General features: G+C 34.5%; 9 protein-coding genes. 1 reads left to right on the top strand and 8 read right to left on the bottom strand.

Annotated features, from left to right (window positions below):
- Nucleotides 1-219: 219 nt before the first annotated feature.
- The 7 genes from SJY43_RS10255 to SJY43_RS10225 form a co-directional block, all read right to left on the bottom strand.
- Nucleotides 220-2,016: a glycoside hydrolase 43 family protein gene (locus tag SJY43_RS10255; protein ID WP_396600645.1), complete on the bottom strand. Its 1,797-nt coding sequence runs from the start codon at nucleotides 2,014-2,016 to the stop codon at nucleotides 220-222.
- Nucleotides 2,017-2,028: 12 nt separating this feature from the next.
- Nucleotides 2,029-3,030, bottom strand: coding sequence for a T9SS type A sorting domain-containing protein (locus tag SJY43_RS10250; RefSeq protein WP_396600644.1), 1,002 nt, complete (start codon nucleotides 3,028-3,030; stop codon nucleotides 2,029-2,031).
- Between the two features lie 186 nt (nucleotides 3,031-3,216).
- Nucleotides 3,217-6,072, bottom strand: coding sequence for an alpha-L-rhamnosidase (locus tag SJY43_RS10245; protein WP_396600643.1), 2,856 nt, complete (start codon nucleotides 6,070-6,072; stop codon nucleotides 3,217-3,219).
- 78 nt (nucleotides 6,073-6,150) lie between these two features.
- Nucleotides 6,151-8,706, bottom strand: a complete 2,556-nt coding sequence (locus SJY43_RS10240; protein ID WP_396600642.1) for an InlB B-repeat-containing protein — start codon at nucleotides 8,704-8,706, stop codon at nucleotides 6,151-6,153.
- A gap of 100 nt (nucleotides 8,707-8,806) precedes the next feature.
- Nucleotides 8,807-9,859: an L-rhamnose/proton symporter RhaT gene (rhaT, locus tag SJY43_RS10235; protein WP_396600641.1), complete on the bottom strand. Its 1,053-nt coding sequence runs from the start codon at nucleotides 9,857-9,859 to the stop codon at nucleotides 8,807-8,809.
- Nucleotides 9,860-9,989: 130 nt separating this feature from the next.
- A complete protein-coding gene (locus tag SJY43_RS10230; protein WP_396600640.1) occupies nucleotides 9,990-11,237 on the bottom strand; it encodes an FG-GAP repeat domain-containing protein in 1,248 nt (415 codons plus the stop codon).
- Nucleotides 11,224-14,067, bottom strand: a complete 2,844-nt coding sequence (locus SJY43_RS10225; RefSeq protein WP_396600639.1) for a glycoside hydrolase family 2 TIM barrel-domain containing protein — start codon at nucleotides 14,065-14,067, stop codon at nucleotides 11,224-11,226. Before SJY43_RS10225 ends, SJY43_RS10230 begins: the two co-directional genes overlap by 14 nt.
- 157 nt (nucleotides 14,068-14,224) lie before the next feature.
- Between SJY43_RS10225 and SJY43_RS10220 the strand changes: the two genes are divergently transcribed.
- The gene (locus tag SJY43_RS10220) at nucleotides 14,225-15,364 is read left to right on the top strand and encodes a DNA-binding transcriptional regulator (protein ID WP_396600638.1); all 1,140 of its coding nucleotides are present in this window, start codon (nucleotides 14,225-14,227) and stop codon (nucleotides 15,362-15,364) included.
- 11 nt (nucleotides 15,365-15,375) lie between these two features.
- On the opposite strand, the gene SJY43_RS10215 is transcribed toward SJY43_RS10220, so the two are convergent.
- Nucleotides 15,376-16,560, bottom strand: coding sequence for a UxaA family hydrolase (locus tag SJY43_RS10215; RefSeq protein ID WP_396600637.1), 1,185 nt, complete (start codon nucleotides 16,558-16,560; stop codon nucleotides 15,376-15,378).
- Nucleotides 16,561-16,568 lie beyond the last annotated feature (8 nt).

Here is a 16,568-nt window from a genome sequence, read left to right as displayed (position 1 = left end):
TAAGACTACTCTTAATTTAGTGTTATACAATAACCCTTCGGATATTCACGCGTTAGGGATTGAAGCGGCATCCTTTTTAATGCTTGATTTTCTTATAGCAGATTTAAAACTGCACTTTAAAAGATTACCACGTTGCAAGCTACTCGAATTAACGCATTAAAAAGATATAGCGTAAAGCCCGACCCCTTGGGGGTAACGCCAAATATTTAACACAAAAACCTATAATGCTTTTGCTGCTTTTGGCCCATCGTAATCATAAGTGAACCAATCGACATCTATGTAGCCTGCATCTTGTTTTTCGTTCCATGAAAAGAAACCTAGGCGGTCTCCTGTCCATTTTCCAAAAGCAATGGTGAAGGTTGGCCCAAATGCTTTATAATGCTCGCCATCTAAACTATACTCGTAAGTGGCTTGGTTAATTTTGTTTGATGTTCGTACATATAAATCGTTACTTATTAGTTCTGGCCCCATGATTTTTTCTGCCATTGGGTTCATGTAAAACAAGTGTTTTTTACCAGCCTCGTTTACCTCCACGCCCAATAAATTAAACACGCCGCCATAGCGAACAAAACCTGCCAATTGATGGGGTTGCATTCCTGAAATATCAAATTTGGCTACTGCAGTTCCGGTGGTAATACCCATAATACGCTGACTTAAGGTATTGCAGGCTCTCCAGAAATCGGAGTCTGACCCATCGTTGTTTGTCCATTCATTGATGTTTGGCCCATAGCCTTTTTCATTTGGCAACACTTTACTGGCTTTTAAGCGTAACCAGCCTTCGCGTTCGGTTAAGGACCAATTTGTTTGTCTTGGATTATGGTTCCACTCCCATTGGAATCCTAATTTTGCTGAAGAAAAATCATCATCAGAACTTGGTGCCGAAATAGGATAGCCGTTAATAGGTTTTTTGTGCTGTTTTACGGGCTCGCCTATACCATCGTTATCTTCGTCTATGCCAATTATTGGCCAACCATCTACCCATGTAACAGGAGCTAAACATTGCGGACGCCCTTGAAAAGGTATATCGTCGTTTTGAATTAGTTGGTGCATGTACCACCACGATTTATCGGGTGCTTGCATTAAACCACCTTGACTACAACTACGGTTATTAAAGGCGGTTCCTTTTTCTAAAACGGTTTTAACTTCGTAAGGCCCATAAATACTTTCTTTGGAGCGTAATACGATTTGTTTTCGGTCGTTTTTCGGGTTTTTAACACCGGGTTTTGTAGACGTATCTCCCATAGTCCATTGTGCTAAAAAGATATACCAAACGCCCTCAATTTTATAAATTTTTGCAGCTTCGGCACCCATACCTGTATAGGCTAATTTACCATCGTCTAGGATTTTTGTACCATCCCAACTCATTTCGTAAATTCTGTTTTCGTTGCCTTCAATTTTATTTTCTGGACTTTTTTGTTTTCCTGCGGTGTTAATAATAACGTATGCTTTATGTGCCTCTTCATCCCAAAATACGCCTGGGTCGTCCAGTACTTTTGCTTTGGGCAACATCATAATAGGTTCGCTCCATGGGCCTTTAATATCTTTTGCTGTGGCTACCATTAAACCATGTTGGTAATCTATTTGGTAACAGTACCATGTACCTTCATGATAGGTCAAATCGCCTGCCCATGTACCAAATGAATAGCCATTCATTCTATCCCAATTGTACTCTGGAGCCCAGGATAAACTATCGAAAACGTGTCCAACATTTGTCCAGTTTACCATATCTTTAGATTCTAAAATAGGCATGCCAGGAGACATGTGCTGCTTTGAGGTAATCATGTAATACGTATCGCCTACTTGCTCGATATCAGAATCTGGATAATCGGCATTTAATATCGGGTTGATATATGTACCATCGCCTTGATCGCCAAAACTTCCCGTTTGAGCTTCTGCTACATTTCTAGAATCTACAATTTTGTTTTCTTGTTTTTCTGAGTTCGATTTACAACTTAAAACTGTTAAAAGAGTGCCTAAATAAAATGCATAAAGACCTACGATACGGGATAGTTTCATCTTAATTTTATGTTATAATTTAATGATTTTTTTTACGAAGTTACTATTAGAAGCATTACTTGTTAAAAAATAAACACCACTTTCTAAATCACTAATATCAATAATTCCTGATGATTTTTTTGTATTTATTGTTCTAATAATAACTCCAGAAATATTAGATATAGTCAAGCTAGAATTAATAGAAATGTTGTTAACTTCTATTTTTCCCGTTGTTGGGTTAGGGTATACTTTAATACTGCTAACTTTATTAAATTTATCAACTGACAATGTGGTGCAAGATGATTCACTATTTGTTAAAAGGTTCGCTGTAGCATCGGAAACATCTGTTCTACGCAACACCATTTTATCTATAAAAAAGAAACTAGACCTAGCATCTACAATTACGGAATAGTTACCTGCAGTATTAAAAGTGGCCCATATAAACCTATAAGAACTACCATCGTTTGTATTAGTTACAAAGCCCCAGCGTTCATCGACTGGCAGGTTTACAGGGTGTCTATTCATAAAAGCTTTAAAATACCCATTAGTACTAGACCCTTCTGGACAATTTCTATCTGGGTTACTATTACAATCAGGTTTTGGCTCTAACGCTGGAGTAGAAGTTGAACTGCCTCCACTAGTAGCATAAAAGTCATCAGCTACTATACGAAGCCATGCATCATTGTGTTCACCTCCAGAAGTACCTGCGCCAATGCGTCCACGCCATCTAAATCTGTAAGTACCAGGATTATTAATTTTTATATTGTAAGTTATTGGAGCTCCAGTTAATGCACTAAAGGACTCATCTCCATCCCAATATATATAATTTATGGTTGATCCAGATAAATTAGGGTCAGCTTCACTACCAGTTTGCCAATCAGTACCAGGAGGTAAGATACCAGATTCCATTTCTATGGTTAATAGTCCATTTTGTTCTTCAAAAGGTAAAATCCCATCGCAAGTTGCTGTTTGAGCAAACAAACTTGTAATGCTTAATAAAACTAATAAGAGTGTAATTGTAATTTTATTTTTCATAAGTGCTTTTTATCAAACAATAGTACTTAAATAGTTGTTAAAAAGTATCCTGTAGTATATGGTATTAAATAGCTAGAAGCTAGCCTAGACCGCATTAAGGGTTGAGCGTCATAATTGAATTCCTCCCAAAGATCGGGTAACGTCCTAAATAAAATTATAACACTTGTGTTTAATTAAAGGCTAAATTTAAGATTTGGAATACTGAATGAGATATTCTCCTGAGCCTAAAATAACGTTGCTACCTTCTTTTACTGCGCTATACTCGTTTTGAAATTCTTCTAGATTTTTATTATTTATTTTGAGCGACTCCAATTCTTCTGCAGTTAAAATAATTTTTGCATTAGTATTAAATGGCACTTCCAATTGCATTAAAATAACACCATTATTTATGGTCCAATCATTTGTTACAACTCCATAAGGCGTAGGTACAGATACTGAAGTACTTGTTATTTTACTTGAATATTCTGGGTTTACAGTAAACACTTTGTATCCTGGGTCTGATTCTGAAGATTTTATACCACCTAAAGATTCATAAAAGTACGCTGCAAAACCACTATGCATTGGGTGATTTAAGGAGTTTGTTGGCCCTTCCATTTCTTCCCAAACAAACTGGCGTTCTGGCCATGTTGTAAAACCAGAATTCATGACATAAGTTTGACTCGGAAAATCTGGTGTTGTTAAAATTTGATGGGCTAAATCTGCTTTACCATACTTACTTAATACGGTATAGATATATCTGTTTCCATGTATTCCTGTAGCATGATGGCCTCCTTTTACCTCTATAATATCGTGAGCTAAACCATTTACTACATTTTCTATTTGGTTATCTGGCACCATATCAAACTGCAAGGCTTGTACCGTTGCTGTTTGGCTACCATACCATTTGTGGCTAGTCTCAGGAATTTCAATTAAATATTCTTTATTGAAAGCATCTTTTAATTCGCGTTGCTCCTTCTTCATTTTTATTGCAAAAGTAGCATCATTATTCATTTCAGCAAATCGTTCCATGACACCTAAAACATCATAAAAATAAGCATTAGCCGAAATAATTGGGTCGCATTCCATAGCAGTTGGATTTTTTCTTCTATCCCAACGTGGCGGACACCAATCGCCCATACCATCTTGCATAATGCCATTTTCACCTTTATACGACAAGTAGAAGTTTGTTAAACCTCTCATAGCTTCATAATACTCCTTTACAATAGTATCATCACCGTAGTATAAATAATTATACCAAGGCAAATACATGGTTGCTACACCCCAATCAATTTTGGCATAAGTAGACGTGCGTTTTCCTGGTGCTATCATGGTTGGCACTTGATATTTCATATCCGGATTATTATGTCCTTTTGTAGGGCGCATTTGTGTACGGATGTCTTCCATGTATTTTATATAAAAATCATACATATCATAATTATACAATGCATATTCACAAAATGCATGAGCATCACCCAACCAGCCGCATTTTTCACGGTGTGGACAATCTTCTGGAATACCGTGTACATTATCTACAATAGTCCATTTACTAATACTGTGCATTTTATTTAATAACTCATCTGAAGATGTAAAACTTCCTGTTTCTTGAATATCTGTAGCTACTAAAACGGCTTTAATCATATCTGCATCTGGTTTTCTGGTAATACCTTTAATTTTTGCAAATCGAAACCCGTGATAACTAAACTTAGGCTCCCAAGATTCTAATCCATCACCTTTACAGATGTATTCATAAATTTGGGTCATACCATTTGCACCACCCCCTGTCGATCCTTTAAAAATATCTGAGCCGTCTGTTAACAGCGCTTCAGTCGTAATAACTTCTATAAGTTGACCTTTTTTTTCTTTGACGTTTAATTTAACCCAACCGGCAATGTTTTGCCCAAAATCTACAATCCAATTACCATCTGGTGCTTTAAATACGTTTTGAGGCTCAAATTCTTTTAACTTTTTTATTGCTGGAATTTGGCTAGCACTTATTGTTCGTAGTTTAGGCGACGCTATTTTTGCATTACCCCAAGATTCATCTTTATAGCCCACAGTATTCCATCCATTTATTTCGTAACGCGCATCATAAGTGTCGCCCCCATAAATATTATTAAACACTATTGGACCTGTCGATTCTTTCCATGTCTCATCGGTATAAAAATCAGCTTCGGTACCATCTTCATATTTAAGCTTTACCAATAACTTTACCGTTGGAGGACCATAAGCCAAATCTTTTTCAGATTCAGGATCACGTTTCCAAGAAATGTTTTGTCCATAAAAGCCATTACCCAAAACAATTCCAAAGGCATTTTGTCCTGATTCTAATTGCTCTGTGATATCATAATTAACATAATAGGCTTGCTTGTCGTAATTTGAAGGTGCAGGATCCAACACATGGTCTCCCACTTTTTCGCCATTTAAATACAATTCGTAATACCCTAAACCACAGATGTAAGCTTGAGCGTTTTTAACATCCTTAGATATATCTACCTCATTTCTAAAATAACTTGCAGCAAAACCATTAACTTTTTGTGCAGTTTTCATTCTTCCAGTTTTATAATCTCTGAATTGGTAGGGCGATATTCTGGTATCCTTTCTTAAAGTAATCCATTTTGAATCACCCCAGTTTTTATTGCTCTTTAATCCCATTTGAAATGCTTGAACATCTGACCACTTTGAACTTTCACCTTTCTCGTCCCAAATTTTAACTTTCCAAAAATAGGTTTGCATTGCTTTTAAAGGATTGCCTTTATACTTTACATAAGCAGATTTATCGCTAGTGACTTTACCTGAATTCCATAAATCTGCATTATCTTCATTCAATTTATCTTCTGAAGATGATACCAAAATATGATATGCCGATTGTGATTTATTTAAACCCTCAGCGCTTACAATCCATGAGAAGAGCGGCATTTCACTTTCGATAGTTGAAGCCTTTACTTTTGAATTAATAGTTAGTTTTTCAAAATTGATTTGAGTTGCTGAAGTTGAAACCTGATTACAGGACACAAAAAAACCGAAAAAAAATAATAGTAAAAATAGTAGTTGCTTTTTTAACATTATGATACTTTTTATTGAATAAATGATGCTGTTAGATTCTTTTATTTAAAACTTTTAATTGATTATAGAGCACTTTCATTAATACACAAGTTTTGCAAACGAATGTTTCATTTTTAAAATATAAATCCCTTTTGAAAATGATGATATATTAACCTTATTGCCATGTCCTGAAAGTACTTTTCTCCCGGATATCATATAAACTTCCCAATTTTGAGGTGTTTGCGTTTTTATATGAAATACGCCATTAATACTAGGATTAGGAAATACGCGTATGTTATCTAAATTATTTTGTGCTACAGACAGTCCACTATTAGAAAATACGGCAGTTATATTCATATCTGATGTAACAGTAATTGCCAAAGGATTATCTGTACTTGGAACATCGCCTTCCCAACGCTCAAACTCCCAACCTTCATTTGCAATTGCATTTAAACTAAACTCTTGCCCATCTATTGCAGTACCACTACTATAATTTAAAAGTCCTTGACCTTCCTTACCAAGGGTTATGGTATGTATGGTTGAGTTGATAGGAATAAATTCGATGCTATCAAAAACGATACTTCCTGAGCTGAAATTATTATAAAATTTAAATTCATTGATAGTACCTGTCCATAATCCCCAGTTCGTTAAATCAAAATCTAAGGTATGCCATTGGTTATCATTAGGTACTGTCTCTTTTTTTCTGCCAGATGCAAAACCTGTACCCGGTACATTAGGCAACATTTGAAGATCTGGTTTGTCTGTACTATTTTTTACTATAATTCTTAAAGTACCATATAAACTAGAATTTATATTTAGACCCGTTATGGCTAGCATAGGCCATGAAGCATCAGAAGAAAAATCCACACTTAATTTATCATTATCTCTATTAACTGTCATCCCTCCGTTTACAGCAGACCAAGCAGAAAAATCGTTTGTTGTTGTCCAAACAAAAGTTGCAGGTGTTATAGCTTCGACAAAACTCGCTTCGGGTCTAAATTCAAATTTCTCAAAGGCAAAAGACCCGATTTCGGTACTTAAACTAACTTCAGATCCTGAACCACCATCGGTTCGTGCATTAGTTGTAATACTATTCCATTCACTAAATACGTGAGGATTCGGATTTTCATAATTTAAATATGCAGTATAGCCCTCCTCTGTTAAAGTGCGATCTGGTGCCCCTTTCTCATCAAAACCACTCATAACATAGTTTGAATTATTGATTAAGAAATTTTGAAGTTTGTTATGCTCTTTCCCATAAGACTTGCTTCTATAATATAATGTAGTTCCTACTGGTAAGCCTGTTGAAAAAGCAACATCTACTAACTCATTATCTCTATAAATTAAATTACTACTATTATAATTATAGATCAATACATCATACTCATCTTCAGATTCATTTTTAGCAAAAATAGCATCTAACTCATTGGTAGACGTATTAGGGTCGCCTGTTATGTTAGTTGCATATCGAACCAAACCTTGCATGGCATCTAGTTCTTTTATACCATCTGGGTTTTCACTACCTGTTCTATTTCCCCATCTATAAATAAATTCTAAGCCTTTGTCTTTATTTTTATAAAAAGTATTTGAAAAAATCAATTCTACAATATCTCTATGTGAAGTTTCGCAGCCAACTGTACCTTTACCATCTGCTCCATTCATGGTAGTTACGGTTTTATACTCCATAATATCTATTGATGTTTCAGGGTTCCATTTAGGATTATTTATAAGTGGGGCAAAGTTTTTAGCGTATTTACCATTCATATCCCTAAGACCACTATTACCAATAACAATATAATCTGAAAGCCCCCAAAAATCACACTTAATATTGTTATCAAAATTATAATCTATTAGCCCCTCAATAAAAGAAGCATAAGGTTCTCCTTTATAATTTAGAATTGTACCACTTTTATATAAAAACCCAGGATTTCTGGTGTGTAAACCTACTTTTGCATTTGGCAAAACTTCTCTTACAGCACTTTCAGTATTTGCAAAGTGTTCTATAAAATCTTGTTTAGTACCAAACCAATGATCTGGTGTTTCAATTTCCGATCCTACTCTAAAACGCCAGGATAAGACTTTTTCTTCACCATAAGTTTCAACCAACTTAGTCATTAATGCTTTTATAAAATCATGATAGGCCTGTTTATCTGCTGGAGGCAAGGAATTCCCATATATGGACATTCTTTCATTTTCTCGAAAATTAACATTGTCTCTTGTGCCTTCTGGAATGAAACTATAACCATGTTGAAAAGCCCATGGTGGCTGATCTAAAGCTATTTGTAAAATCTCGGTTTGTGAATTAACCACTTTATCTAGTCTTTCAATAAGTGGTTCCCATCGGTAAACATAAACGTTATTAATAGAATCGTATAAACATGGGTCGAAATCTAAATCTTTATAAGAATTTCCATCTACAACTTTCCTTATCCCTCCAATCATTCTAACGATATTCATTTTTAGACCTGAACGAATATTAGATCCATTTCTTGGACTAATTCTATTAGCAACATTCCAAACATCGTGTATTGGAAGTTTCTTTTCACTTTCATTTGTAAAATCGGTAGATAACTTTACTTGACTTTGCGCGTAAGTTGCCAAAGCAAAACTTAATAAAATAAAAAAATATTTTTTTAAAAAGTGTAAATTTTTCATTGTATATAATTTATCGTTCACTTAATTTCTCGAAGTTAAAGCCTAATTATATAATAAATATCCTGTAATGTCCTGTTAATATATGTTTTTCAAACTTTTATTAAATAGAATTCCCAATACCCACCAAAACAACAGATAAAAGTATAACTACAATTCCCGCTGTTATAGTCCATTTAGTTTTTTTTGCAACACCTTTCCATTCTTTACGATAAATACCCCAAAGATTAGCTGTTAATATGATGGTAGACATGTGTAGAATCCACGAACTTGCTCCATTTCCTAATTTACTCTCGCCCATTCCGTAAAAGAAAAATTGTAAAAACCAAATGGTTCCTGCCAATGCAGAAAATAAGATATTATTACGAATTGGTGTACTCGAATTTGTAAAATCTGTGTACGATTTATTTTTAATACTTAAGATAGTTGTCCAAACTAAATTAGTAGCTAAACCACCCCAAAGAATAACAATAAAAGTGACATTATTAGCAAATAAGTGATCATAACCAGCTTCTACAGCGGCATCTGCAAGCGGTTTGCCTGCTTCTATACCAAAACTAAAAAAAGAACTTAAAATACCCGATAGAATGGCTACCGCTAATCCTTTTACTAAATTAAATTCTGAAACACTTTCTTTCTTTTCTTCATCAGAAAGTTCTTTTTCTTTAAGCATTCCTGCTTTACCAGAAAGTGCAATACCTATAAGGCACACCAAAACACCTAATAAGACAATTTGTCCTCCTGAAGAAGATATCATATCGGTAAACGAGGTTTTTCCGTCTTGAGGATTAAAATTATAATATATTGAAGGTACAATCGCCCCAAAAGCAGCACAAAATCCTAAAACTACAGAATTCCCTAAAGACATGCCTAAATAACGCACGCCTAAACCATAAGATAATCCGCCTACTCCCCAAAGTAAGCCCATTAAAAAGGTAACCCCTAAAATAGTACTTGAACTTGATGCAATAATATCTACAAAACCTGGGACAGTTAAATAAGCGGCAATAGGTGGAACAATGAGCCAAGACATAACACCACCTACCATCCAGTAGGTTTCCCAAGCCCAACCTTTTACTTTATTGTAAGGCATGTAAAAACTTCCTGCCGCTACTCCTCCTATTGAATGAAATATGACTCCTAATATTGCTTGCATGAATTTATTTTAAATTTAAAGTAAGGATAAAATTAAATCAAGTACTCATAAATATTGTCCTGTGGTATCGGATGTTAAAAAATTTTGTTTTAGAAAACTATTTAGCCAATTTTAGCTTTATTAATATCTGCTATTTTAATGGATTTTCATACCATACAACTCCTAACCCCTTACTATCTTCTCCATAATTTTCCTCACAAGTAAGCACATCCAAGTCACCATCACCATCTAAATCCACCAATTCAATCTTGTCATATTTTATACCTACTGGCCCACTAATTGTATGCCATTGCCAATTAGAATCTGTTGGTTTATTTTTATAAGATAACCAATAGACCCCTTCCTTTTTACCTTTTGCTTTTTCAAAAGCATGCACAAGGTCTGGCTTTCCATCCTTATCAACGTCCCCAACAACTACAGATTTTGGCTTACTAGCAAATTCAGGAATTGCAATTGGAAAAGTCTTCCAATTTTGCCCCGTTTTATCCAAACGCTTTAAAAACCAGATTTTTCGACTAGTCGCTTCTGTCACCAGAACATCCTCTAAACCATCACCATCCAAATCTTTCAAATCCATAAACATCACCTCAAGTCCTTGGCATCCAATGAAATGATTTTTCCATGCTTTTTTTTGCTTTCTAATTTCCCTAGGGTTTTCTAACCAGCGCACACCTTGAGTTGGTCCAGATTTACGGTCGGAAACAACAATATCTAAATCACCATCATTGTCCATATCCTTACTAAACATAGACATTACCCATGTTGCAGATCCTATAGGATACCATTTCCATTTAGAAAGCTTTCTTGCATTTCTTGGTGCTTGAAACCATCCTATTTCTGCGTTCTTATTTTTAGCACCAACTACTACATCTATTCCATTTTTACCATCTACTTGCATAGGCACGCAATACATCCATTGTTTATTAAGCTTTGAAGTTGGAAGCACCTGAGACTTCCATTTATCTTCTGCGAGATAATCTTTAGGATTTGTGGGTGCCCAATTAAAGTATATTTTTTTATTGTTTCCTTCGGTACTGCTTACCACATCCATTGCGCCATCATCATCCAAATCTGCAAACACAGCATCTTCTACACTTGGTGTTTTGCCAACAATTACGGACGGCCATTTTTGACGAACCAATTTAAAACCCGGATGTATATAAACTTTGGTATATCCACCTTCTTCCCAACCCGTAGTAATATCAGGTAAACCATCATTATTTACGTCAGCAATTCTAACACCATCTGCACCACTAGATGTTTCATCGATAGTATGTCTTTGCCAATAAGTTGATTGCGCACTATGCTTATTAGCTATTAATACTATAAATAAAAGGAATAATCTTATTTTTATTATGCTTTTCTTATTGTATTTCAAGATCAACACGTTTTGCCTTTTTATCAGATTTATTCCAATTCACAAACATAGAAACTGTTCCTGTAATTTGTTTATCAACAAGAACGGGTTGTGCATCTGGTCCAAATACTTTTGCAGGTTTCCATTTAGAACCAACAGCAGAAATCACATCAAAAAAGAAAAAACCTTCTTTCTCTGGATAATGCCATGTTGCTTTTTTAGGGTTAAACCCATTTACTGGATTGAGCACACCTAAAGTAACCTCTGTTTTATTTTTAAAACCTACGTTTACATTCTTGCCTAAATAAAATACCGCCCAATTCCAAGGTGCAAAAAAGCCTTCAAACTCTGGACCATTATAAATCTGACCTGGTATATTTATTTTTTTATCAATAGCATATACATCTAATAGCCCACCTTCTTGTCTGTTTTGATAGATTCGCCAAGGCCCATCTCCCAACCATCGTTTTCTTTTTACATCTTCAGCAGCTACTTCTATACCAATACCTGCGTAATGGTATTTACCAGAATTTAACGTGTACGCATAATCTAAAAGTATTTCTCCATTAGGTTTTAAATGCCATTTTATATAATCAAAACCTTTGGTGTTTTTAGCTTCAATTACAAAAACATCACCTTTTTTACTGACAGTTGCTTTAGCTGTTTGTGTAGTTTCATTTTTAAGATTCATATCATCAGCTTCGAATGTTAAAAACGGAAAATTTGCTAAACTGGTTGCTTTTCCTTTATCTAAAACAGACTTTAATATTCCACTATTTTCATCAAAATGAAGTGTTATTTTTCCGCGTGTAAATTTAAAGCTATCTGTTTTAATTTGAGCAAAAGGAAGTTTTGTAGACACTCTAAACGTATTTTTTGGTTCCGTAATTGGTAATCGTTTATCATATACTAATCGCCCTTGATTATCATATACTTCTATAATAAGAGCATCGTTCTTAATGAATGATTTTGGTAAATCAATTATCAAATTCCCTTTTTCGCCTGCTTTAATACTTTCTACAGAAACTAAACCTGAAGCAACAGTTCGATGTCCATTTGAAGACGCATCTGGATTTGCAAAATTCACCAATTTCCAATTTATTTTACATTGGTTTAAGTTTACAAAAGAGAACTTATTGTGGATATTCAAACTCCCGCTAAACCCTTCATCAATTTTATTATTAGAAAAAACAACAGGTGACCAAATTTCTCTAACAGCATCTGTACTTCCTTTTTTCTCACCATGAGGTCCCACAATACCATCTGGCGCTTTATTTCCCTGATTATCTACCGTGTATCCCAAATCATTTCGCATCATTCCTTCATCAAACAAGGCCCAAATGGTCATCCCACCTCCAACTTTCGATTTTTCAAACATATCCCAATAGGTCTTTAAATTAGCCGCACCACCTCCATCATAAAGCGCGTGTAATACTTCATTTGGCAAATAAATATGATTCATTTCAAATAAATTCTTCTTAGCAGTAGCATAATCGGGGTAATACGTTGTATTTACAATATCCCAATCTGGACTATAATTTGCAAAAATATCGTTTGCTTTCGCTTCATTTTTTAAAGGTCTTCTATTTTGAATATCCCATTTGGCAAATAATGGGTCAAACTCTGGCGTATGTGCAATATGATTTCCATTTCCCCATAATATGATTGATGGATGATTGACATCGCGCACCACCAACTCTTTTAAAATTTTAGGGCCAACTTCTTTATCTAAAGGGCGATACCAACCCGATAATTCACTTAATACTAACATACCTTTTGAATCACATAAATCATAGAAATAACTATCTGCTGGATAACAAGAAGAACGCACAAAGTTAAAATTCATATCCTTCATGATTTCTAAGTTTTCTTCCATATCAGTTTTAGAAAGTGTTCTTCCTGTTTCTGGACGAAAACTGTGCATACTTGCCCCTTTTAATAAAATACGTTTGCCATTTAAGTAAAATCCGTCGTGATCACGAACTTCAAAAGTCCTAAATCCGAATTTTTGCTCATACGTATGTACGACTTTATTTTTATCTCTTAATTCAATTTTAACCGAATACAAATTTGGGAACTCATGAGACCATAATTCAATACCCTTAAACTGAGATGTTAAAAGTGTAAATTCTCCTTCACCAACTTTTGTTTTGAATGATTTTCCAATCTTATTGTGATCAGCATCGTATAATTGCACTTTTATTTGTTGATTTTTTTTAGCATCATTTGTAAATACTTGCATTTTAAAAGCACCTGACATTTGAGCATCAATAGCAACACGTTCTATAAATTGCTTAGACACTTCCTCAATATAAACAGGACGAAAAATTCCGCTAAACAACCAATAATCTGCAAAACGTTCTGCTGCGTTTATGGATGCATTACTTGAATCGTGATTGACATTAACTTCTAATAAGTTACTTCCGTTTTGTAATTGACTGGTTATCTCAAATTTAAATTCGGTATGTCCACCTTGATGGAATCCCACGTCTTTTCCATTTAGTTTTACTTTTGTATCGGTCATAGACCCTTGAAATGTGATAAAATATCTCTTATTAGATGCCTTTTCAAAATCAAAAGTATGACGATAATCTGCAATACCTGACAAACGATCTTCTACCTTATCCATACCATAAAGGTAATAGCCAAAACCTTCCATTTCCCAGTTTGATGGCACAGGAATGGTTGTCCAAAAACCACTATTCCTACCTTTATCAAGTTTAAATTCCCAGTTTACTGCAGATGATGCATCTTCTCCTGAAAGGTAAACTTTTCGTTGTGCATTTATATTTAATGATAGTGCTGCTACAACAGTAAACAACACTAGTTTAAATGATATATATTTACTCATACCCTTAATTTACGCCTTCTATATAAATTTTCTTTTATGAATTACAATATTAAACTAAACCCTAATCATAACAGAGCCTATTTATCCTATTTTATCGCCATTATGTGCAACATAAAAGATATCTTTGTTTAACCCCAACATTATAGCATAGGTAGAAATGAAAAAAGTATTTGTTCAATTAGAATCGGGTCGTGGTTATGGAAGAGATATTCTTAAAGGAATCTACAATTACAACAACCAATCATCTCAATGGGAAATTATTTTTGAACCTTCATATTATCTAAAATCATCAAAGGCTAATGATTTTATCAAATTAATATCTGAAATTAAGCCAGATGGTTGCATTATTGAAAATCATGAAAATGCTAAAAAAGTTATTGAATTAAAAATACCATTAATACAAACTAGCTCATTTAATCATGCCAAAAAAATCCCTTACCTTAAAGGAAATTATGATGCTGATGGTAAAATGGCTCTAGAATATTTTACAGCTAAAGGTTTTAAAAATATAGCCTTTTTTGGCTCTCATAAAGTTATTTGGTCTGACAGGAGACTTGAAAGTCTACAAAAACATGCGCTTTCTAAACATATTAAAGTTCATAACTACATCCCCAAAAATAAAAGAACTATAAGTCACGACTTAAAAGACATTATTTCTTGGCTAAAATCATTGCCCAAGCCCATTGGTATATTTTGTTGTAATGATGATTTAGGGATTATACTAATTAATGCCTGCTCTATGGCAAAATTAAAAATACCCTATGAAATCGCCATTTTAGGTGTTGACAATGATGAGTTACTTTGTAGTGTTGTACACCCAAAACTATCAAGCATTGCTAGAAATCATACCGTAGCAGCGTTTAATGCCTGTGAAATTTTAAACAAAATGATGCAAGGTCATAAACCAGAAAACCATATTATTTCAACTGAGCCAATTGGCATTATTGAACGTAGTTCTACCGATACCATAGCTAGTAATGATACAGAAGTGATTAAAGCGCTTCATTTTATTAGAAATAACACGCACGTAAACATAACAGTAAATGATGTTGTAGCTGCAACAACTATTAGCCGAAGAAATTTATATACGCGTTTTAAAAAAATAACTAACAGAACAATTTTAGAGGATATTCAGTTTCAAAAAATCAAAAAATTTAAAGCCCTATTAACCCATCAAAAATTGTCTGTAAAAGAAATTGCATTTCACCTCGGTTTTGATGATGTAAGTCATGTGAGCAGATGGTTTTCTGCAATAGAAGGTACAACTCCTGTAAAATGGCGAAAAAATAATATGTGATATTAAAACACTTAAACATCACAGTTTTTCTTACCGTACTGAAAATATTTATATCCTAAGCTAAACTCCTGATGTCCTAATTGTTCAGACTTTGTTTTATTACCATTTACAACTGCTTTAATCAACCCTACTATTTCATCTCCAAGCGCGTCAAGAGATGCGCCTTCTGTAATTATTTTGCCTGCATTAACATCCATATCTCCAGAAAGGTTTTGATAAGTTTTTGGGTTTCCACAAACTTTAATTACAGGCGATATCGCAGAACCCACTACAGAACCTCTGCCTGTAGAAAATAATATAATATGGCATCCGCTAGCAATCATTTCTACAATTTCTGCATTATCATTAATATTTGGGAATCCCCATAATGGTGGTCCGTCTGGAACTACATCCATAAAATATAATCCTGAAGCTGTTGGTATTTCTCCTGGTCGAATTAAAGCTTTAATAGGCAAACTTCCACTTTTTGAGTATGCACCTAATGATTTTTCTTCTATTGTGGTTAAGCCTCCTACGGCATTCCCTTCAGAAAAGCTATCATGACCCATAGCTTTATAGTAGTTATCAGCCTTTTCGATACATGCTACAAGTTCTTTTCCTAAAGCTTCATTTTCTGCTCTTTCTGCCATTAAGTGTTCACATCCTATTAATTCTCCTGGCTCTTCAAACATGCAAATAGCGCCTTTAGCAACGAGTTGATCAAATGCTTTACCTATAGAAGGATTTGCTGTAAATCCACTAGTAGCATCAGAACCACCACAGATTGTTCCGACGACAAGGTCGGACACTTCAAAATCTACATGTTCTACATTCTTTAATTCAGATTTAAATGTGTTTACAATAGATTTTCCTTGTTCTACAGAACTTAACGTTCCTCCATTTTCTTGAATGACTAATTTTTCAACAGGTCTACAGCTTTCAGAAATGTATTTTGCTAATTGATGTCGCTTAAAATTTTCGCAGCCTAGTGAAACCAAAAGTACTGCTCCAACATTAGGATGTGTGCACAGGTTTTGCATCATTTTATAGGCATACTCATTTGGAGCACAACCACTAAAACCAATCAAATGAACATCTTGACCTGCAAAACTTGCCACTATTTGTCTCGCGACATGGTGTGCACATTCTACCAAATAGGCTACTACAATAATATTGCGAATGCCTTTTCTTCCGTCTTTTCTTAGATACCCCTTCATGTTACGAA

Source organism: Algibacter sp. R77976, assembly GCF_044594645.1.
Lineage (GTDB): Bacteria > Bacteroidota > Bacteroidia > Flavobacteriales > Flavobacteriaceae > Algibacter_B.
Note: the sequence above shows the minus strand (reverse complement) of the source record. Positions and strands in the feature narration are given on the sequence as shown.